Source organism: Flavonifractor sp. An92 (assembly GCF_002159175.1).
GTDB lineage: Bacteria > Bacillota > Clostridia > Oscillospirales > Oscillospiraceae > Pseudoflavonifractor_A.
Genome location: NZ_NFGZ01000023.1, coordinates 1 through 19,361 on the forward strand (window position 1 = coordinate 1; position 19,361 = coordinate 19,361).

Consider the following 19,361-nt stretch of genomic DNA (forward strand, 5'->3'; position numbering starts at 1 on the left):
AACATCATGACCATTGAGCTCCTGTGCGTCAACGAGGACCAGGCGGCCCGGCTGTCCCAGGGGTTCCAGGCCAAGCCCGAGCGGGTCTACAATGAGGTCCTTGCTCTCTTCGTTTTTATCCAGAATGGCCGCCAGGACCTCATTGTAGACCCGCTCGGGCTTGGCCTGGAACCCCTGGGACAGCCGGGCCGCCTGGTCCTCGTTGACGCACAGGAGCTCAATGGTCATGATGTTGCCCCCCTCGTCGTCCAACGTCATGCGGGCGGTGAGGCTGCCGTCCTTGCGGGGGATCACCTGGGTGCGGACCTGGGCGTTGCGGCGCAGGATGCCGTTGACCCGGGCCAGATTGGCGTTGCACTTGTGCTTGACCGAGTACGGCAGGCTGCTCTCCCAGGCCTCGCCGTTGTGGCGGCCCTTGTCGGTGATGGCGTACCGGTCCTCCTCCAGCGTCAGGTGCCCCGTCTCCACCAGCTCGGCCACCGCCTCGGCAAAGTCGAAGTAGTCCACCCCTTCGTCGCACATGGTCAGCTCCGTCAGGGTGGGAAAGTCGATGGGCGAGGCCACCCGGGCCATGATATAGAGCACCAGGAATTTGATCTCGATCTTGTCATGGATGAATCCGAACCGGCTCATGGCGCAGTCCCCCTTCTCCGTGGTCATAGGCTCCGCCCCGGGGGCATATACCAAAGTGGACGTGCCCGTGCGCGGATCATACCGCAGTTCATTATACGCGATTTTTCCCCGCTTGGCAAGCACTCCCCGCCCCTTCCCAGCTTGACAGCTTGTCCCGGGCGGGCGTATCATATCCATACAACGTACCTTCGACCCCATTCGACGGAGAAAGCGAGGTCCCAGCCATGCGCAAACCACTGCTCCCACTTTGCCTTGCCCTGACGTTCGCCCTCACTTCCTGCGGCGGAAAGCCCGCCGCCGTCTCCCCCCAGCCGGAGCACGACGTGCCCACGGTCTCCGCAGAGCCCACCGCCACGCCGGAGCCCACGCCAACTCCCTATAACGGGCCCCTGAATCCCCTCACCGGAATGCCCCTGGACGAGGAATATGTGAACCGCCGTCCGGTGGCCGTCATGCTCAACAACCTGAAGGTAGCCCTCCCCCAGCTGGGCGTGGCCCAGGCCGACATCATCTACGAGTGCATCGTGGAGGGCGGCATCACCCGCATGATGGGGGTCTGGCAGGACCCCAGCGACACCGGCGGCATCGGCTCCATCCGCTCCTCCCGGCCCTACTATCTGGAGCTGGCCCTGGGCCACGACGCCGTGTACATCCACGCCGGCGGCAGCGAGGACGCCTACTCGAAAATCAAATCCTGGGGCGTCACCGCCCTGGACGGGGTGCGGGGGCCCTACTGCGGCTCCTCCCCCGGGTCCAACCTGATGTGGCGGGACAGCCAGCGCCGGAAAACCATGGGCTATGAGCACAGCGTAGTCACCACCGGCGAGAACATCGCCCAAAAGCTCTCTTCCTACTCCTTCCGCCTGGACCACGAGGACGGGTACTCTTACGAGATGGACTTCGCCGACGACGGCACCCCCGCCGGGGGCGTCACCGCCAACACGGTCACGGTCCCCTTCTCCAACGTCAAGACCGGCGTCTTTACCTACAACTCCGAGAGCGGCAAGTACGCCGTGGAGGAGTACGGCAAGGCCTACGTGGACGGCAACACCGGCGAGCAGGTGGAGGTCACCAATGTGCTGGTGCTCCAGACCGCCTGCCGCAGCACCGGCGACAGCCTGGGCCACATCACCGTGGACCTGACCAGCGGCGGCAAGGGCTACTTCGCCTGCGGCGGCAAGATGACCGAGATCCGCTGGAGCAAGGCCGGGCGCAACGCCCAGCTGGTGTACACCAACACTGACGGCTCTCCCCTCACCCTGGGCCGGGGAAACAGCTATGTAAATATCGTCCCCACCAACGCAGACATCACCGCCGAATAAACAAAACGAGCGCCGGACCACAGCGGTCCGGCGCTCTCTTTTTTATATAGGTATCAGCCCAGGGAGATGTCCCGGGTGGCGTAGGCGTTCAGGTCCAGGCCGCCGCGCTTGCCCGCCAGGAACTCATAGTACCCCTGGCAGCCGATCATGGCGGCGTTGTCGCCGCACAGGGACAGGGCGGGCAGGAAGAGCTTGTTTCCGCTCTTCTGGCAGGCCCGCTCCAGGTCGGCGCGCAGCCGGGAGTTGGCCGCCACGCCGCCCGCCACGGCCACCTTGCCGTAGCCCATCTGGCGGGCCGCCTCCATGGTGCGGGGCACCAGGGTGTCGCTGACCGCCGCCCCGAAGGACGCTGCCAGGCCGGGGAGATCCAGCTCCTCCCCCTTCTGGGAGGCGTTGTGGGCCAGGTTCAGCACCGCCGTCTTGAGCCCCGAGAAGGACATGTCCAGCGGCGCGTCATGGACGTGGGCCCGGGGCAGGTCGTAGCGCTTGTCGTCTCCCCCCTGGGCCAGCTTGTCCATGGGGGCTCCGCCAGGGTAGCCGATGCCCAGCACCCGGGCCACCTTATCAAAGCACTCCCCCGCCGCGTCGTCCCGGGTGGCGCCCAGGATGGACATGTCGGTGTAGTCCCGCACGTCCACGATCATGGTGTTGCCGCCCGACACGCACAGGCACACAAAGGGGGGCTCCAGGTCGGGGTGGGTGATATAATTGGCGGCGATGTGGCCCCGGACGTGGTGGACCGGCACCAGCGGCTTTTGCAGGGCGTAAGCCGCCGACTTGGCGAAGTTCACCCCCACCAGCACCGCGCCGATGAGGCCGGGGGCGTAGGTCACCGCCACAGCGTCCACGTCCGCCCGGGTGATGCCCGCCCGGGCCAGGGCCTCTTCCGCCAGGCCCGAGATGGCCTCCACGTGCTTGCGGGAGGCGATCTCCGGCACCACGCCGCCGTAGGTGGCGTGCATGTCCGCCTGGGACGCGATCACATCGGAGAGCACCGTCCGCCCGTTCTCCACCACCGCCACGGCGGTCTCGTCGCAGGAGGATTCCACTGCCAGTATCTTCATATCATCCGCTCCTCTTCTCCGGAACTGTTGAAAACAAAAAAGAAGGACACGCCTGGGCGTGTCCTTCTCTCCTTGGTGCGCGAGGCGGGACTTGAACCCGCACGTGCGTAATGCACACTAGAACCTGAATCTAGCGAGTCTGCCAATTCCACCACTCGCGCATTTCTTTCGCTTTCGGCCTCGGCCGTTTGCCGTTCGCCTCAGCGCGAGATATATATTACCACCGACTTCCCCATCTGTCAACAGGTTTTTCAAAAAAATTTCAAAATATTTTTGACCCCCGCTGGAGACCCTATGGGAGAAAGGAGTGTGCCCGATGAACGGTAATACCGAGCTGTTGGATTTCACCGCCCAGAACGCCCAGATGGGCGCTCTCTCCCTCTCCAAGCTGTTGAAGCTCTGCCCCGACGAGCCCTTCGCCACCCACATGCGGGAGCAGCAGCAGGGCTACGACCACCTGGAGCAAAAGGCCCGCCTGCTGCTGGAGCGCCACGGCAAGGAGGAGAAGGGCCTCTCCGTGGGCGAGAAGCTGCGGACCTATTTAATGGTGGACTTCCAGACCCTCAACGACAGGAGCCCCTCCCACCTGGCGGGGATGCTCCTCATCGGCAGCAGCATGGGCATCGTCCAGGCCCGGCAGAAGCTCAGCCAGTACCCCCACGCCGAGAAGGAGATCCGCTCCCTTCTGGAGGAGCTCTGTACCTTTGAGGAGAAGAACGTGGAGCGCCTGAAAACCTTCCTGTGAGGGCTCAAAAAATTTTTGGGTTCTTTTGAAAAAAACACTTGCATTTTGGCGGAAGCTGCGGTAGAATAACACCGTTATTTTCGCAACGCCTCTGTAGCTCAGTTGGTAGAGCAGGGGACTGAAAATCCCCGTGTCGCTGGTTCGATTCCGGCCGGAGGCACCAGAAAAAAGGACACGACGTATGTCGTGTCCTTTTTTCTGGTCTCCAATCCCTCTCCCCTGCCGCCAAAAATTTTTTCGAATTTTTTCGAAAAAGGGGTTGCATTCCTCTGGGGAGTGTGCTATTATAATTGAGCTGTCAGCGAGAACGACTCGCACGGCGGTATGCGGCTGTAGCTCAGCTGGATAGAGTGACTGGCTACGAACCAGTAGGTCGGGGGTTCGAATCCCTTCAGCCGTACCAAAAGTGGGACATCCAAACGGATGTCCCACTTTTGTTTTTCCTCAGTCCACCTGATGGCAGTAGCGCACCAGCAGGTCCACCGTGCGCTCCACGCCGTACCGGGCGCTGTTGATGCACAGGTCGTAATTCTCCGGCGCGCCCCAGCTGCGGCCGGTGTACTGCTCATAGTAGGCCCGGCGCTGCTTGTCGGTCTTGCGCACCAGAGCCGCGGCCTCCTTCTCGTCCACGTGCTCCAGCAGGCCCACCTGCTGGATGCGCTTCTCCAGCGGGGCGCAGATGTAGATGCTGATGTGGGGAATGCCCGCCCGGGCCAGCACATGGTTGGCGCAGCGCCCCACCAGCAGGCAGTCCTCCTCCCGGGCCTTCTTGCGGATGACCTCGCTCTGGAGCCAGTAGAGGGCGTCGCTGGGGGAGGTGCCCCGGCCCGCCGTACCGCCGCCCTCGTACACGCTCTCAAAGAGCCAGGGGTGGCTCCGGTTCTCATCCGCCCCCTCCAGGCGGGAGAGCTCGATGTCTCCCCGGCCCGCGGCCAGTTCGATGATCTCCTTGTCATAAAAGGCGATGCCCAGCCGCTGGGCCAGCTGGCGGCCGATCTCCCGCCCGCCGCTGCCGTACTGACGGCTCAGCGCGATGACAGTGTGTCCCATACGATCCCTCCTCGAAACACGAAGCAGTGCCGGGAAGCGGTCCCGGTCCTCTGTCTTTAGTTTAAGCGAAGGCCATGAGCCTGTCAACGCCTTCCAGCGCAAAAAGCCCCCCGGTCCATAGGACCGGGGGGCTTTTCTGGTTACAGCACGCCGCGGATGCGCTCCACGGCCTGACGGGTGGCCTCCCGCTCGCCGAAGCCGGTGAGGCGGATGTACCCCTCGCCGCTGGGGCCGAAGCCCGCGCCGGGGGTGGTGACCACGTTGGCCTCCTTCAGCAGGCGGTCGAAGAAGGCCCAGGAGCCCATGCCGTTGGGGGTCTGCGCCCACACATAGGGGGAGTCCACGCCGCCGGACACGGTGAGCCCCGCCGCGGCCAGGCCCTCCCGGATGACCCGGGCGTTCTCCTGGTACACGGCCAGATTGGCCTGCACCTGGGCGCGGCCCTCGGGGGTGTAGATGGCCGCCGCGCCCCGCTGGACCACGTAGGGCACGCCGTTGAACTTGGTGCACTGGCGGCGGTTCCACATGGCGTTCAGGCTCAGCCCCTGGCGCACCAGGGCCTTGGGCACCACGGTGTAGGCGCAGCGGGTGCCGGTGAAGCCGGCGGTCTTGGAGAAGGAACGGAACTCGATGGCGCAGGTCTCGGCGCCGGGGATCTCATAGATGGTGTGGGGCACGCCGGGGGTGGTGATGAAGGTCTCATAGGCCGAATCGTACAGCAGCACCGCGCCGGTGCGGTTGGCGTACTCCACCCAGGGCAGAAGCTGCTCCTTGGTGGCGGCGGCGCCGGTGGGGTTGTTGGGGAAGCACAGGTAGATCATGTCCACGTCCTCCCGGGGCAGCTCCGGCAGGAAGCCGTTCTCCGCCACGCAGGGCATATAGACCAGGTTGGACCAGCGGCCGGTGGCCTCATTGAAATCCCCCGCCCGGCCGGCCATGGCGTTGGTGTCCACGTACACCGGGTACACCGGGTCGCACACGGCCACCTTGTTGTCCAGGCCGAACAGATCCACGATGTTGCCGCAGTCGCTCTTGGCGCCGTCGGAGATGAAGATCTCATCGGGCTGGATGGACACGCCCCGGTCCTGGTAGTCCTGCCGGGCGATGGCGTCCCGCAGGAAGGCGTAGCCCTGCTCGGGGCCGTAACCGTGGAAGCCACCGGCGGTGGCCATTTCGTCCACGGCGGCGTGCATGGCGGCGGTGACGGCGGCGGGCAGGGGCAGAGTCACGTCGCCGATGCCCAGCTTGATGAGCTTCTTGTCCGGGTTGGCCTCGGTGTAGGCGCTCACCCGCCGGGCGATCTCAGAGAAGAGGTAGCTGCCGGGCAGCTTCTGGAAATTCGCGTTCATCTGTACCATGTTCGTATTCTCCTTCAAATACGGTCACAGCCGGACCGCTCATGTAAATGTGGCCGTCATCCGCCCAGCGCACCTCCAGCGCCCCGCCGGGCAGCACCGCGGTGACCTCCCGCTCGCACAGCCCCTGGGACGCCAGCGCCGCCAGCGCCGCGCAGGCCCCGGTGCCGCAGGCCAGGGTCTCCCCGCTCCCCCGCTCCCACACCCGCAGGCGGATGCGGCGGGGGCTCTCCACGGCAGCGAACTCCACGTTCACCCGCCCGGGAAAACAGGGGCTGTGCTCCGCCGCCGGGCCCAGAAGGGCCAGATTGATGTCCTCCGGGCAGGGACAGAGCGAGACCGCGTGGGGATTGCCCATGGAGACCGGTGTAAAGGTAATTTCCTTTCCCGCGATTGGAACCACAAGGGGTTTGCCCAAGGTGGGTTCCCCCATGTCCACGGTGGCTCCCACCGCTTTTCCGCCCTCCACCCGCAGGCGCAACTCCTTTACACCCGCTGCGGTCTCTACGGTTAAGACCGTTCTCTCCGTCATCCGCCGGTCGTAGAGAAATTTCCCCACACAGCGGATGCCGTTTCCGCACATGGCCCCCTCGGAGCCGTCGGCGTTGAACATGCGCATGCGGAAATCCGCCCGGTCCGACGGGCAGATGCAGATGAGCCCGTCGCTCCCCACGCCGAAATGGCGGTCGGAGATCCGCCGGGCCAGCCCCGGCAGGTCGGCCGGGCTCTCTTTGGTGCAGTCCACGAACACATAGTCGTTTCCGATGCCGTGCATCTTGGTGAACCGCAGCAAATGGACACCTCCTATTGGGTCCGCCGCTCCGCCTCCTCCAGCAGGAGGCGGGCGGTGTCGGATAGCTTGCGCCCCTCGTCCATGCTCCGCTTCTGGAGCAGGCGGTGGGCCTCCCCCTCCCCGATGCCCCGCCGCTCCATCAGAACGGCCTTGGCCCGGGCGATGAGGGCCCGCTCCTCCTCGCTGCGGGCGGGGCGGGTGTCCCGCCGGGCGGCGGACAGAGCGGCGCGGAGGGTATCCAGCAGGGCCCGGCGGGTGATGGGGGGACTCAGGCGAAAGACGCCCCCCTCCATCCAGAGGGCCTGCATGTCCTGCCGGGCCAGGAGCACCATGGCGCTCCCCCGGGGCAGGTCGTAGAAGAGCTCCCGGGCGCTGCCGTCGGGAAAGCGGTAGGAGCAGATGACCACCGAGATGCCCTGCTGGGCGGCCAGGACCCGGGCCTGGGCGGCGGTGCGGCAGAGGATACCCCGGGCCGCCCCGGTCTGCTCCAGAAGGGCGCGGATCTTCTCCCCCGTGCCCTCGTTCTCAAAGACCAGCAGCACCCGCTCCATCCACGTCTCTCCCCCCGTTGCTCCGGACACCGTGGTCCGGGGCGCTTAATAGTTCATGATATACTTCTCCCGCTCCCAGGACGACACACGGGTCTTGTACTCCCGCCACTCGCTGCGCTTGCCCTGGATGTAGTAGCTGGCCACGTGGTCGCCCAGGGTGTCCATCAGCAGCTGGTCGGCCTGGAGGGCCCGGATGGCGTTGGACAGGGAGTCGGGCAGGGACTCGATGCCGTGGGCGGCGCGGGTGGCGTCGTCCATGGCGTAGATGTTCTCGCTGATCTCGTCGGGCGGGGTGAGGCCCTTCTCGATGCCGTCCAGGCCGGCGGCCAGGCACACGGCGAAGGCCAGATAGGGGTTGCAGGACGGGTCGGGAGAGCGCAGCTCCACGCGGGTGGACTGGCCCCGGGCCGCCGGGATGCGGATGAGCGCCGAGCGGTTGGAGGCCGACCAGGCCAGGTAGCAGGGGGCCTCGTAGCCGGGCACTAGGCGCTTGTAGGAGTTCACGAGGGGGTTGGTGATGGCGGTGATGCCCTTCACGTGGGCCAGGATGCCGGCGATGAAGGAGTAGGCCTCCTTGGACAGGCCGCGGGGATCGCTGGGATCGCAGAACACGTTCTTGCCGTCCTTGAAGAGGGACATGTTGGTGTGCATGCCGGAGCCGGCCACGCCGAAGATGGGCTTGGGCATGAAGGTGGCGTGGAGGCCGTTCTTCTGGGCCAGGAGCTTGACCGCCAGCTTGAAGGTCATGATGTTGTCGGCGGCGGTCAGCGCGTCGGCGTACTTGAAGTCGATCTCATGCTGGCCGGCGGCGTTCTCGTGGTGGCTGGCCTCGATCTCGAAGCCCATCTCCTCCAGGTTCAGGCAGATCTCCCGGCGGGTGGTCTCACCGTGGTCCAGGGGGCCCAGGTCGAAGTAGCCCGCCTCGTCGTTGGTCTCGGTGGTGGGCAGACCGTGCTCGTCGGTCTTGAAGAGGAAGAACTCGCACTCGGGGCCCACGTTGAAGGTGTCATAGCCCATGTCGTGCATCTTCTGCAGGGTGCGCTTGAGCACGTTCCGGGGGTCGCCCATGAAGGCAGAGCCGTCGGTGTTGTGGACGTCGCAGATCAGCCGGGCAGTCTTGCCGAACTGGGCCTGCCAAGGGAAGATCGTAAAGGAGTTCAGATCGGGATAGAGGCACTGGTCGGACTCGTCGATGCGCACGAAGCCCTCCACCGAGGAGCCGTCGAACATGATCTGGTTGTTGACCGCCTTCTCGATCTGGGAGGCGGTGAGCGCCACGTTTTTCAGCTGGCCGAAGATGTCGGCGAACTGCATCCGGATAAATTTGATGTCCTCTTCCCGCATGATGCGGATGATCTCTTCCTTGGTATACTCCATGAGTATCCTTCCCCTTTCCCTCATTTCCATATATAGGCCGCAGCCTTGCCCGGTAGACCAAAAAAAGGCGCTCCGCTCCCTGGGGAGCCGGAACGCCTTTGTTCTCAACCGGTGAACGGCGGTGCTCCGCCGCACCCCTGACCGCCCCGCGGCCCAGAGGTTCTGCTCTATACTACCATATCCCCGCCGCCTTGGCAAGGGGACATTTTCACAGCCTTTGGCCTGAAACGGTCCCATCTTCCGGCCGTCTCGCCAAAGTCCGGGGTTTTTACAGCGCCGCCAGGGCCGCGTCCAGCCGCTCCATGTCCTCGGAGAGCTCCTCCCACTCCACGCCCAGGATGGTCCGGTGCCGCAGCACCAGGAAGAGCTGGATCAGCCGGGCCTGGAGGGCGTAGCTCCTGGGGAGCAGCTCCTCCAGGCAGCGGGCCGCCGCCGGGTCGGTCTCCCCGGCCAGCAGGCGCTCGGTGGCGTCGATGGCCAGGAGGTTGCGCAGCAGCAGCTCCCCCTCCCCGGTGCCCTTCCGGTCCCGCAGACCGGCCATCAGCCGGCGCAGGTTGTCCGCCGTGTCCCGGGTGTGGTTGCGCACCAGGTCCCCCTTCTCCACCCGGAAGAGGATGAAACCCCCCGCGCAGGCGCAGGCCGCCGCCGCCAGGATGCTGAGGAAGCGGCCCTCCAGCGCCTGGGACACCGTCATGGACCGGGCCCACAGGCTCTGCACCGAGATCTGGGTGCCGATGAGGGTGATGATGCGGGTGTCCTGGATGGAGAACATGATGGAAAAGCCCACGAAGAGGAACACCATGCTCTTGACCGTCTGGTCCCCGGGGATGAACTCGGTGACCAGGGCAAAGAGCAGCACGCCCAGAATGGTGCCCACCATGCGCTCGTAGGCCTGCTTCCGCTCGTCCTTGTGAAAGACGTTGAGGATGCAGTACACCGTCATAGGTACCCACACCCGGCGCACGAAGGGCATGGGATAGACCAGCGCAAAGGTGAGGGTGTTGAGGACGGTGGTCTTGACGGCGAAACGCACCCAGGCATTTTCCATGGACAGGCCCTGGCGCAGCTGCCGCAGCTTCACCCCCAGGGCGGCGCGCACCGACCAGGAGCGGCTCTTCCGGTCCTCCCGCAGGTCCAGCTGGCTCAGAAGGTCCCGCAGCGCCGCCTTCCAGCGGTGACTGTGCCGGGGGGCGGGGGTGGCCAGGAGCTTTTCCACCCGGTCCCGCAGGGCGGCCAGGGCCTCGTCGCTGACCTCATGGAGCCAAAGGGCCTGCCGCATGCGCTGGTAGTAGCGCTCCACCTCCTCGGTGAGGACCCGGTCCTGGTCCAGGCTCTGCCGGATCATGAGCCGGATCTGCTCCAGGCAGGTGAGAGTGGCGAAGTACCACGCCTGACCCTTGTTCAGCTTGCCCCACTGCTTCAGCACGTCACCGTAGATGGCCTTGGCGTAATTCGTGGCGGGGGCCACGATGGTGCGGTAGCTCCGGGGCCCGCCCTCCAGTGCCGCAAGGCGGTCGGTGAGCTCCGCGAAGGCGGCCAGCAGGGCCTTCTCCCCCGGGTCGGGGGTGGGGCGCAGGCGCTTCATCACCGCCACGAAGAGGGCGATGAGCACCCCGCACAGCACGCACGCCAGGGCACAGCGCCCCAGGTCGGTCACCGTGCAGCGGTTCATCTGCCCCAGCACGAAGGCGAAGCCGTAGAGGAAATAGCTCCTGGGCTGGAAATCGTCGCCGTACCAGATGGTGACCAGCAGCATCCAGGCCGCGTTAAGCACCAGACACAGGGGGTAGTGCAGCGTGGCCGCCACGCCCACTAGGGCGCTCACCGACACGGTGAGGAAGTCCACGGTGTAGGCCTTGAAGGAGAGGTGCCGGCTCCACAGCCCCCGCAGGTAGAAGAGAAAGACCATCCCCACCGAGGACACGTTTCTCCCGCCCACGTTCATGCACACCAGGAAGAGCACCACCCCCATCAGAATGGCGGGCAGGGTGCTCTTCCACTGCCGGAACCAGCGGTGGGTCCGCTCCCGCCACAGTCCCAGGTCCTTTGCCATGGCTCCTCCCCCCTTTCGATGTTTGGCCGGTTCTTACGCCCGCCGGGCCGCCGCCCGGCAGTTGAGCAGCATCCCCGCGATGATGACCGCGATGCCCACGAACTGCACCGCGCTGGGCAGGGGGTCCTTCAGCAGCACCACCCCGCCGATGAGGGTAAAGACGATCTCACCCGCGATGGTGCCCTCCGCCACCGACAGAAGCCGCGGGTCGCTCTTGGCCAGATTGGTGGCCTGGAAGAAAAGCAGCGTGGCGATGACCGCCGAGAAGAGGCACACCAGGAAGGCCTGGAAGAGCTGATTCCCGTCGGGGAGCCGGTTCTGCCCCACCGCCACGGCGGACAGGACCAGCCAGAAGGGCACGCTGCAGATGGTCATGCCCAGCACCCGCTGGGGGGTGTCCAGCTCCTCGCCGCACAGGGTCATCATCTTGCGGTTGCCCAGGGGGTAGGCCACCGCCGCCACGGCGATGAGCCCCACGCAGATGAGGGCCTCTCCCCCGGCCTCGCCGGAGAGGATGCTCTCGCTCTGGATGAGGAACACCCCCGCCAGGATGACCAGCACCGCCCCCAGGCTGTTGAGGGGCACCTTCTTGCCCCACAGGGGGTTCAGGAACACGCCGGCCACGATGGTCAGCTGCCACAGGGACACGGTAAGCCAGGACGGCCCGAAGTCGGACGCCCAGGTGAGGGGCGCGTAGAAGAGGCCGAAGCCCACGGTGCTCCAGAGAAGCCACGCGCCGGGCGCCTTCTGGATGGCCGCAAAGACCGGCTTCAGCTTTCCCTGCACCCCCACCAGCACCAGCAGGATGGGCAGGGAGAACAGGTAGCGCAGCGAGGCGCTCCAGATCCAATAGCCGCCGGAGAGGTTCATGCTCCGGTTCAGAATAAAGGTAAAGGCGAAGAAAAAGGACGAAATGATGCCCAGGGTCAGGATGCGTTTCAAGGTAATTTCTCTCTTTTCTCTCAAATTTTTTCTTGCCCAGGAGAAAAACGGGCGCCCCAAAAGGGGCGCCCGCCCTGCGGCTCGGTTTACAGTTCCTCAGCGGTCACTCAGAGGATGATAGGGCTGGTGCTGGCCCACATACTGGTAGGCCGGACGGATGATCTTGCCCATGTTGATGAGCTCCTCGATGCGGTGGGCGCCCCAGCCCGCCACACGGGCCATGGCGAACAGCGGCGTGTAGAGCTCCAGCGGCAGGTCCAGCATGTGATAGACAAAGCCGGAGTAGAAGTCCACGTTGGCCGACACGCCCTTGTACATCTTCCGCTCGCCGGCGATGACCTCGGGGCCCAGCCGCTCCACCATGGAGTAGAGCTCGTACTCCTCCATGCGGCCCTTTTCCCGGGACAGCTTCTCCACCATGCCGTGGAGGATGTTGGCGCGGGGGTCGGAGAGGGAGTACACCGCGTGGCCCATGCCGTAGATGAGGCCGGACTTGTCAAAGGCCTGCTTGTCCAGGAGGGCCTGGAGGTAGTGGCGCACCTCGTCCTCGTCCTTCCAGTCCTTGACCACCTGCTTCATGTCCTCGAACATGCGGATGACCTTGATGTTGGCGCCGCCGTGGCGGGGGCCCTTCAGCGAGGCCAAGGCCGCGGCCATGCAGGAGTAGGTGTCGGTGCCGGAGGAGGTGACCACGTGGGTGGTGAAGGTGGAGTTGTTGCCGCCGCCGTGCTCAGCGTGGAGGATGAGGCAGATATCCAGCACGTGGGCCTCCCAGTAGGAGTAGGCGGAGTCCGGCCGCAGGAGGGACAGAATGGTCTCGGCGGTGGAGTGCTGGGGCTGGGGGGCGTGGATATAGAGGCTGTTGCCCTCCTTATAATGATAGGCCTGGTAGCCGTACACCGCCAGCAGGGGGAACACCGCCACCAGCTGCATGCACTGGCGCATGACATTGGGCAGGGAGATGTCGTCGGCGTTCTCGTCGTAGGAGACCAGGTTCAGCACGCTCCGGGCCAGGGAGTTCATGATGTCCCCGCTGGGGGCCTTCAGAATCACGTCCCGCACGAAGTTGTTGGGCAGCGACCGGTAATAGGCCAGCTGAGCCTGGAACTCCTGGAGCTCTTTGGCGTTGGGCAGGCGGCCCAGCATCAGGAGATAGGCGGTCTCCTCAAAGCCAAAGCGCTTCTCCTTCAGGACCCCGTTCACCAGGTCCTGCACGTTGATGCCCCGGTAGTACAGCTCGCCGTCGCAGGGGACCTCCTTGCCGTCCACCACCTTCTTGGCGATGATGTCGGACACCTCGGTCAGGCCCGCCACCACGCCCTTGCCGTTCAGGTCGCGCAGGCCCCGCTTGACATCATAGCGCACGTAATCCGCCGGGTCGATGCTGCTGTTGCTCCGGGTCATCTCGGCCATTGCCTCGATCTCCGGCGTGATCCGTCCGTAATTGGGGTTCGTTGCCATGGGATATTCCTCCTTTGCCGCGTGATCTTCGCAGTTTCTGATTGTGTTGTTCTAAATCAGTATAGCATGTAATTGTTACCAGATTGTGAATCCGCGGCCGAAATTTCAGGAGTGTTCACGCGCCCAGGAAAGCCCGCAGCTCCTCCAGGCGCGCGTCGGCCTGGTCGTAGCCCGCCCGCCAGAGGGCCTGGATCTTCTGCTGGTCCCGCTCCACGCGGGAAAAGCCCTGGGTGTTCTCGGGGGCGAAGAGGAACACTTTCCCCTCCTCCTCCAGGCGGAAGAGCTCCTCCCGGGCGGCGTTGTAGACCTTCCAGCGCTCCCGCATGGTCTCGCAGAAGGCGGGATACTGCCGGTAGCGCAGGTCGATGGCCTTCTGGAGCTTCTCAGGCTGACGGCGGTAGCTCCGCTCCCGGGTCAGGACCACCACCACCTTGTCGCAGCCCTGCGCAAAGGCCCGGCGGTACGGGATGGCGTCGGCCGCCCCGCCGTCCAGGTACTTCTTCCCCCCGATGTCGTACACCGGGAAGAGCAGCGGCATGGCGCAGGTGGCCTGGAGAAGCTTGAAGTGGTCGTCGTCGGTGCGGGGCACCTCCAGATACTCGGCCTTGCCGGTCTCCACGTTGGTGACCACCGCCTCGGCCCGGCCGGGCCAGGCGGCAAAGGTCTTGTAGTCGAAGGGCACCAGCTTGTCAGGGATGTCCTGGTAGGTGAATTTCAGGCCGAAATAGCAGCGGTTGCCCGGCTTGAAGAGGTTCCGGGCGCCCATGTACCGCTTGTCGTTGGCGTAGCGCTTCAGAATCTCCAGATTGCGGCCGAACTGCTTGGAGATGTAGCTCACGCCGTAGGCGATGCCCGCCGACACGCCGACCAGATAGTCGAAATCCACGCCGGCCTTCAACAGGCCGTCGGTGACGCCGCTGGAGAAGATGGTGCGCAGGGCGCCGCCCTCCAGCACGATTCCGGTTTTCATACCAATACGCCTTCTTTCCAGATGGGCGCCGGCCCTCACTGCCTCCCCTTCCGCAGCAGGAAGGTCAGCGCGAACCAGAGCGCCAGATAAAGGGTGATACAGGCTCCGGTGGAGGAGCCCACATAATAGGAGGTCATCAGCCCGGCCACGCCGCACACCAGCGCCCCCAGAATGGAGAAGGCGTGGTACTGCCGCATGTTCTTGGCCAGGTTCCGCCCCGCCGCGCCGGGGAGCACCAGCAGGGAGTTGATGACCAGCAGGCCCACCCAGGTCATGGACACCGTGACCACCACGGCGATGGCGGAGCAGAAAATGGCCTCCTGCCAAAAGACCCGGATGCCCCGGCTGTCGGCCAGAGCCGGATGGACCGAGGAGAGCATCAGATGGTTGAAGGAGCACACCCAAAGCCCCACTACCACCACCAGGATGGCGAAGAGAAGGGCCACCTTCCCCGGCTCCACGCTGAGGATGTCGCCGATGAGGAGGGCGTTGAATTTGGTGAAGCTGCCGCCTCCCAGGGTGGCGATGAAGATGCCAAGCGCCACCGCCGTGGAGGAAAAGACGCCGATGACGGTGTCGCTGGCCATGTTGGTGTGGCGGCGCACATAGGTGAAGAGGACGGCGAACACCACCGCGAAGGCCACGGCGCACCACATGGGGTCCATCAGCCCCAGGAGGGTGCCGATGGCGATGCCGGTAAAGGCCGAGTGGCCCAGGGCGTCGGAGAAGAAGGACATGCGGCTCTCCACCACCATGGTGGAGAGGAGCCCGAAGAGGGGCGAGATCACCAGGATGGCCAGAAAGGCCCAGCGCATGAAGTCGTAGGCCGCCCACTCGAAGGGCAGGCCGGAGAGAAGCTCGTTCCAGAACTGCATGTTACCGCTCCCCCCTTCCGGTGATGTTGAGGTGAAAGACCTCCTGGAATTCCGGGCTGGAGAGGACCTGGGCGGGGGTGCCCACCTTCAGCACGCTGGAGCGGAGCAAAATCACCTTGTCGGCGTACTGGTCCAGGGTGGCGAAATCGTGGGTGGACAGGAGGATGGACAGGTCGAAGCGGGTGCGGATCTCGTCCAGCATGTCCAGCAGCTGCTTCTCGCCGTCGATGTCCACGCCGGACAGGGGTTCATCCAGAATGAGGATGTGGGGCAGGGGCTCCAGCGCCAGGGCCAACAGCACCCGCTGCAATTCTCCGCCGGAGAGCGCCCCCAGGCGCTTGTCGATGAGCTGCTCCCCGTGGACCCGCTCCAGGCACGCCTCCACCCGGCGGCGCAGCTTGGCCGGGATGGGCAGGAACACCGGCCAGTGGTCCACCGCCGCGGCGAAAAAGTCCAGCACGCTCACCGGGTCCCCCCGGTCAAAGCTGGGGGACTGGGGCACGTAGCCGATGAGGGGCCGGGTCTTGTCGCCCCCCGCCCGCTGGAACTCGATGGTGCCGCTGTGGGGCACCTGGCCCAGAATGGTGCGGAACAGAGAGCTCTTGCCCGCGCCGTTGGGGCCGATGAGGGCCACGATCTCCCCGCAGTGCAGGTGGAAGGACACGTCGTGGAGGACCTCCTCCCCGCCGAAGTTCACCCCCAGATCGGTGACCTTCAGGCAGCAGCTGCCCGCGCAGCCGCCGCCGCAGTCGGTATGTCTGCGTACCGTCATCCCAACGCCTCCATCAGCGTCTCCAGGTTGGCCTCCATGGCCTCCAGGTAGGGGGTGAGGCCGGTGCCGTCGCCGCTCATAATCATGTTAAGCTGATACACTTTACAGCCAGTTTCCCGGGCAATGGCCTGGGCGGTGGAGTCCGAGCCGTTGACCTCGGTGAAGATGGCGGGGATGTCGTGCTCCCCGACGAGGGTCACCATCTCCTGAATCTCGGCGGCGGAGGCCTCGGACCCCTCCTCCTCCTCGATGGCCTTCAGAAGGTCCAGCCCAAACGCCTGGGCAAAGTACTGGAAGCCGTCGTGGAAGGTGATGAGCTCCTTGTGGCTCAGGGAGGACAGCATGGCCGTCCCCTCCTCCGCCAGGGAGGTCAGGGACTCCTTGGCCATGGAGGCGTTGCCCACATAGGCGTCGGCGTTGGCGGCGTCCAGCTCGCCCAGACGGGCGGCCAGGGTGTCCACCATGGCGGCGGCGTTGTTGGGGTCCATCCAGATGTGGGGGTCGTACTCGCCGTCGTGGCTGTGGCCGTCCCGGTCCACCGCCGCGCGGAGCTCGATGCCCTCGGAGCAGTCGATGCGCGGCGTCTCCGAGGAGGCCAGAGCGTCGTCCATAAAGTCCTCCAGCCCCGCGCCGTTCATGGCGATGACGTCGGCCCCGTCGATGGCCTTCATGTCGTTGACGGTCAGGGTGTAGTCGTGGAGGCAGGAGGTCTGCTGGTTCACCAGCAGGCTCACCTCCACCCCCTCCACCCCGGCGGTCACGGCGGTGGTGAAGAGGTACACCGGGTAGGTGGTGGCCAGGACGTGGAGCGTCCCGTCGTCCGTCTGCGCGGGCGCGCTCTCCGTGGCCGTGGGCTGGGAGGCCGGGGCGGTGCAGGCGGACAGGAGCAGAAGGCCGGCCACAAGGGCGGTCAAAAATCGTTTTTTCACAGATACACCTCGAGTGATTCAGATTGACGCATCCCCTTCGGACGCGTCCATAATATTGTATTATACACGACAAATCCCACTTTGTACAAGTCCCCCTTTGCCAGAGCCCCCGGTCCCGTGCTACAATGGAGGCAAATCGACAGGAAGGTGATCCGCTTTGAAGGACTATATCCACACCGTCCAATACTACGAGACGGACCAGATGGGCTTCGTCCACCACTCCAACTACATCCGCTGGTTTGAGGAGGCCCGGATGGACCTTCTGGACCAGCTGGGTCTCCCCTACGCCGCCATGGAGCAGAAGGGCTTCCTCAGCCCCGTGCTGGAGGTGCGCTGCCGGTACAAGCAGGCCGCCCGCTTCGGGGAGGCCGTGGCCATCCAGGCCCGGCTCACCGAGTTCGGAAACGTCCGCTACCGCCTGGCCTACACCGTGCGGGACCGGGACACCGGGGTCCTCCGGGCCGAGGGCGAGAGCGAGCACTGCTTCATCAACCGGGAGGGCCGCCCCATCGCCCTCAAGCGCCATGACCCGGAGCTGGCCCAGAGCCTGCTGGACGCGGTGGAGCCGTAAACGGAAACGCCCGCGGGAAATCTCCCGCGGGCGTCTTATTGTTACCGCCGCACCCGGTCCTCGGTCTCGCCGAAGAGCCGGTCGTATTGCAGGCGCTGATAGTCCTGAATGAGGGCGGTATAGTCGTTGGTCTCCAGGTGGCTGTACGCCTTCCCCTCCGCGTCGGTGTAGCCCACGAAGGTCACCGCCGGCAGGGTGGTCTGGGTCTCCCACAGGAAGGCCCCGTAGTCGTCGCTCTCCACCCCGGCGTAGGCCAGCAGATACTGCCCCAGGAAGTTGAGGCTGGTGTTCTCCGGGCCCTCCGTCACGTCCAGAGGGTAGTTGGCCCAGATGACGAAGGGCACCCGGTACTTGTTCATGTACTGCTCCATAGTCATCTCGTCTTGGGTCACGCCGTAGGCCAGGTCCAGGAACTCCTGCTCCACCGAGGGCTGGTGGTCGCCGAACATAAGTATGATGGTGGGCTCGTCGTACTGGGAGAAGTAGTCCACCAGGGCCTGGAAATCCTGGTCGCTCTTGTTGGCCAGAGTGAGGTACTGCTCCGCCATGGGGTAGGCGCCCGGCCGGTCGGTGAGCTGCACCTGGGCCGGGTAGTCGGCCACGGTGTAGGCCCCGTGGTTCTGGATGGTCACGTTGAAGAGGAAGAGAGGCTCCCCCGCCTCCTTGTGCTCGAACTCCCAGATGATCTGGGCGAAGTCGGAGGCGTCGCTCACATAGCCGTGCTCCATGGTCTGGGGGACGTCCATGTCCTCCCCGCACTTGAAGCCGTCGAAGCCCAGGAGCGGATAGGCCTGATTGCGCTGCCAGGAGGTGCGCTCTCCCGGGTGAAAGGCCAGGGTGTCGTACCCCTCCGCCTTCAGGAGGGAGGCCAGCGAGGGACTCTCGTCCAGGATGTACTGCTGATAGGGGATGCTGCCCGAGGGCAGGAAGGCCATGGAGTTGCCGGTGAGGAACTCGAACTCGCTGGCGCTGGTGCCCGCGCCGAACACCGAGGTATAGGCGTGGCCCCACACGGCGTTATCCAGGGTGCGGATGTAGTCGGTAACGCTCTCGCTGAGGGAGAGGTTGCCGAACTCCTCAAAGTCCGCCCAGGACTCGTTCATGATGGCGATGATGTTGGGCTGCTTTACCCCGCCGCTCAGGTCGGGGATCTCCTGCTCCACCTTGGCCAGGATCTGTCCCAGCCGCTCGGGGCTCACGTCGTCGGGCTCCTCCACGTCCATGAAGGCGGTGTTGCACAGGAAAGTGGCCACCGCGCCGCTGGTGCGGTAGGCGCCGGTCTGGTCCCACACGTCGGTCTTGACGCCCAGCTTCTCCAGCCGGGTGGGCTGGAGGACGGGGATCAGGCACAGCGCCCCCACCCCCAGGCACAAGATCCGCACCTTCCCCCGCAGTTTGGGCACGCCGCCCAGGCGGATGAGGGCCACGGTGGCGCCGATCACCGCCGCCAGGGAGAGGACCATGGGGACGGTGGGGGTGAAGTTGTAGCTCCCGCCCACCGCCGCGGCGGTGCCCAGGGCGGTGAAGTCCCAGGGCAGCACCGGGGTGCCCCGGAACACCGAGACGAAATAGTTGGCCGTCCCCCACAGCCCACACAGGAGATGGATCGCCGTGCCGCACAGGACCCGCCGCCCGGTGAGGGCGCACAGGGGAAAGTACACCACGCCGATGCACAGGGCATTGGCCAGCACCACGCCGGGGGCCAGCTGCCAGGGATACGCCCCCAGGATGAACTGCATGAGATAAAAGGCCGTCACCGGCGGGGCGAGAAACAGCAGGACCCCCACCACACGGCGCATCTGAGATTTCATAAAACTCGCTCCAAACCTTTACAAAAGTTTTACATAGGTTTTCTATATTACACGATTTCCGGGAAAATGTCAAAGCCCTTCGGGCCG

At 65.1% G+C, this 19,361-nt stretch carries 18 protein-coding genes and 3 tRNA genes; 5 read left to right on the forward strand and 16 right to left on the reverse strand.

Features of this window, described 5'->3' with window-relative positions; genetic code table 11:
* Window positions 1–660: DUF4364 family protein (locus tag B5G43_RS13000; protein ID WP_242960581.1), on the reverse strand; the 660-nt coding region annotated here is incomplete at its 3' end.
* Between the two features lie 197 nt (window positions 661–857).
* On the opposite strand from B5G43_RS13000, the gene B5G43_RS13005 reads away from it, so the two are divergent.
* Window positions 858–1,955 (forward strand): DUF3048 domain-containing protein, encoded by a 1,098-nt coding sequence (locus B5G43_RS13005; protein WP_087262084.1) that lies wholly within the window; start codon window positions 858–860, stop codon window positions 1,953–1,955.
* A 53-nt stretch (window positions 1,956–2,008) separates the two neighbouring features.
* Here the strand turns inward: B5G43_RS13005 and tsaD are convergent, their stop codons facing one another.
* On the reverse strand, window positions 2,009–3,019 hold the full coding sequence (tsaD, locus tag B5G43_RS13010) for a tRNA (adenosine(37)-N6)-threonylcarbamoyltransferase complex transferase subunit TsaD (protein WP_087262086.1): 1,011 nt from the start codon (window positions 3,017–3,019) through the stop codon (window positions 2,009–2,011).
* Between the two features lie 73 nt (window positions 3,020–3,092).
* Window positions 3,093–3,180 (reverse strand) — tRNA-Leu (locus B5G43_RS13015).
* 155 nt (window positions 3,181–3,335) lie between these two features.
* Between B5G43_RS13015 and B5G43_RS13020 the strand changes: the two genes are divergently transcribed.
* The 3 genes from B5G43_RS13020 to B5G43_RS13030 all read left to right on the forward strand — a co-directional run bounded on the left by B5G43_RS13020 (window position 3,336) and on the right by B5G43_RS13030 (window position 4,167).
* On the forward strand, window positions 3,336–3,764 hold the full coding sequence (locus B5G43_RS13020; protein WP_087262088.1) for a hypothetical protein: 429 nt from the start codon (window positions 3,336–3,338) through the stop codon (window positions 3,762–3,764).
* 87 nt (window positions 3,765–3,851) lie between these two features.
* A tRNA-Phe gene (locus B5G43_RS13025) sits at window positions 3,852–3,927 on the forward strand.
* 163 nt (window positions 3,928–4,090) lie between these two features.
* Window positions 4,091–4,167: transfer RNA gene (locus B5G43_RS13030), tRNA-Arg, on the forward strand.
* A gap of 41 nt (window positions 4,168–4,208) precedes the next feature.
* Here the strand turns inward: B5G43_RS13030 and B5G43_RS13035 are convergent.
* The 12 genes from B5G43_RS13035 to B5G43_RS13090 all read right to left on the reverse strand — a co-directional run bounded on the left by B5G43_RS13035 (window position 4,209) and on the right by B5G43_RS13090 (window position 16,892).
* Window positions 4,209–4,814 carry a cytidylate kinase-like family protein gene (locus B5G43_RS13035; protein ID WP_087262090.1) on the reverse strand — a complete coding sequence of 202 codons (606 nt, stop codon included), beginning with the start codon at window positions 4,812–4,814 and terminating at the stop codon, window positions 4,209–4,211.
* 140 nt (window positions 4,815–4,954) lie between these two features.
* A complete protein-coding gene (locus B5G43_RS13040) occupies window positions 4,955–6,172 on the reverse strand; it encodes an LL-diaminopimelate aminotransferase (RefSeq protein WP_087262092.1) in 1,218 nt (405 codons plus the stop codon).
* Window positions 6,117–6,959, reverse strand: a complete 843-nt coding sequence (gene dapF / locus B5G43_RS13045) for a diaminopimelate epimerase (RefSeq protein WP_087262164.1) — start codon at window positions 6,957–6,959, stop codon at window positions 6,117–6,119. Before dapF ends, B5G43_RS13040 begins: the two co-directional genes overlap by 56 nt.
* Before the next feature lie 14 nt (window positions 6,960–6,973).
* The gene (locus tag B5G43_RS13050; protein WP_087262094.1) at window positions 6,974–7,513 is read right to left on the reverse strand and encodes an ANTAR domain-containing protein; all 540 of its coding nucleotides are present in this window, start codon (window positions 7,511–7,513) and stop codon (window positions 6,974–6,976) included.
* A gap of 45 nt (window positions 7,514–7,558) precedes the next feature.
* Window positions 7,559–8,890: a type I glutamate--ammonia ligase gene (gene glnA, locus B5G43_RS13055; RefSeq protein WP_087262096.1), complete on the reverse strand. Its 1,332-nt coding sequence runs from the start codon at window positions 8,888–8,890 to the stop codon at window positions 7,559–7,561.
* 268 nt (window positions 8,891–9,158) lie between these two features.
* A complete protein-coding gene (locus B5G43_RS13060) occupies window positions 9,159–10,943 on the reverse strand; it encodes an FUSC family protein (RefSeq protein WP_087262098.1) in 1,785 nt (594 codons plus the stop codon).
* 33 nt (window positions 10,944–10,976) lie between these two features.
* Window positions 10,977–11,885: a multidrug resistance efflux transporter family protein gene (locus tag B5G43_RS13065; RefSeq protein WP_204244520.1), complete on the reverse strand. Its 909-nt coding sequence runs from the start codon at window positions 11,883–11,885 to the stop codon at window positions 10,977–10,979.
* A gap of 96 nt (window positions 11,886–11,981) precedes the next feature.
* Complete coding sequence (locus tag B5G43_RS13070) at window positions 11,982–13,346, reverse strand: citrate/2-methylcitrate synthase (RefSeq protein ID WP_087262100.1); 1,365 nt, start codon at window positions 13,344–13,346, stop codon at window positions 11,982–11,984.
* A 115-nt stretch (window positions 13,347–13,461) separates the two neighbouring features.
* Window positions 13,462–14,316: a patatin family protein gene (locus B5G43_RS13075; protein WP_087262102.1), complete on the reverse strand. Its 855-nt coding sequence runs from the start codon at window positions 14,314–14,316 to the stop codon at window positions 13,462–13,464.
* Window positions 14,317–14,351: 35 nt separating this feature from the next.
* Complete coding sequence (locus B5G43_RS13080; protein WP_087262104.1) at window positions 14,352–15,191, reverse strand: metal ABC transporter permease; 840 nt, start codon at window positions 15,189–15,191, stop codon at window positions 14,352–14,354.
* Window position 15,192: 1 nt separating this feature from the next.
* Entirely contained in the window at window positions 15,193–15,963 is a 771-nt protein-coding gene (locus tag B5G43_RS13085; protein ID WP_087262106.1) for a metal ABC transporter ATP-binding protein, read from the reverse strand.
* A complete protein-coding gene (locus B5G43_RS13090) occupies window positions 15,960–16,892 on the reverse strand; it encodes a metal ABC transporter substrate-binding protein (protein ID WP_087262107.1) in 933 nt (310 codons plus the stop codon). The genes B5G43_RS13085 and B5G43_RS13090 overlap by 4 nt, the downstream gene beginning before the upstream one ends.
* Window positions 16,893–17,049: 157 nt before the next feature.
* Here B5G43_RS13090 and B5G43_RS13095 point away from each other — a divergent pair, with 157 nt between their 5' ends.
* On the forward strand, window positions 17,050–17,463 hold the full coding sequence (locus B5G43_RS13095; RefSeq protein WP_087262109.1) for a thioesterase family protein: 414 nt from the start codon (window positions 17,050–17,052) through the stop codon (window positions 17,461–17,463).
* A 41-nt stretch (window positions 17,464–17,504) separates the two neighbouring features.
* On the opposite strand, the gene B5G43_RS13100 is transcribed toward B5G43_RS13095, so the two are convergent.
* Window positions 17,505–19,274 carry an LTA synthase family protein gene (locus B5G43_RS13100; protein ID WP_087262111.1) on the reverse strand — a complete coding sequence of 590 codons (1,770 nt, stop codon included), beginning with the start codon at window positions 19,272–19,274 and terminating at the stop codon, window positions 17,505–17,507.
* Window positions 19,275–19,361 lie beyond the last annotated feature (87 nt).

Bases quoted from the DNA above. Each gene is read 5' to 3' on its own strand.
- B5G43_RS13070 (WP_087262100.1), bottom strand. From the start codon at position 13,346: ATGGCAACGAACCCCAATTACGGACGGATCACGCCGGAGATCGAGGCA.
- B5G43_RS13035 (WP_087262090.1), bottom strand. From the start codon at position 4,814: ATGGGACACACTGTCATCGCGCTGAGCCGTCAGTACGGCAGCGGCGGG.
- B5G43_RS13050 (WP_087262094.1), bottom strand. From the start codon at position 7,513: ATGGAGCGGGTGCTGCTGGTCTTTGAGAACGAGGGCACGGGGGAGAAG.
- B5G43_RS13080 (WP_087262104.1), bottom strand. From the start codon at position 15,191: ATGCAGTTCTGGAACGAGCTTCTCTCCGGCCTGCCCTTCGAGTGGGCG.
- B5G43_RS13085 (WP_087262106.1), bottom strand. From the start codon at position 15,963: ATGACGGTACGCAGACATACCGACTGCGGCGGCGGCTGCGCGGGCAGC.
- glnA (WP_087262096.1), bottom strand. From the start codon at position 8,890: ATGGAGTATACCAAGGAAGAGATCATCCGCATCATGCGGGAAGAGGAC.
- B5G43_RS13005 (WP_087262084.1), top strand. From the start codon at position 858: ATGCGCAAACCACTGCTCCCACTTTGCCTTGCCCTGACGTTCGCCCTC.
- tsaD (WP_087262086.1), bottom strand. From the start codon at position 3,019: ATGAAGATACTGGCAGTGGAATCCTCCTGCGACGAGACCGCCGTGGCG.
- B5G43_RS13020 (WP_087262088.1), top strand. From the start codon at position 3,336: ATGAACGGTAATACCGAGCTGTTGGATTTCACCGCCCAGAACGCCCAG.
- B5G43_RS13075 (WP_087262102.1), bottom strand. From the start codon at position 14,316: ATGAAAACCGGAATCGTGCTGGAGGGCGGCGCCCTGCGCACCATCTTC.
- B5G43_RS13100 (WP_087262111.1), bottom strand. From the start codon at position 19,274: ATGAAATCTCAGATGCGCCGTGTGGTGGGGGTCCTGCTGTTTCTCGCC.
- B5G43_RS13040 (WP_087262092.1), bottom strand. From the start codon at position 6,172: ATGGTACAGATGAACGCGAATTTCCAGAAGCTGCCCGGCAGCTACCTC.
- B5G43_RS13060 (WP_087262098.1), bottom strand. From the start codon at position 10,943: ATGGCAAAGGACCTGGGACTGTGGCGGGAGCGGACCCACCGCTGGTTC.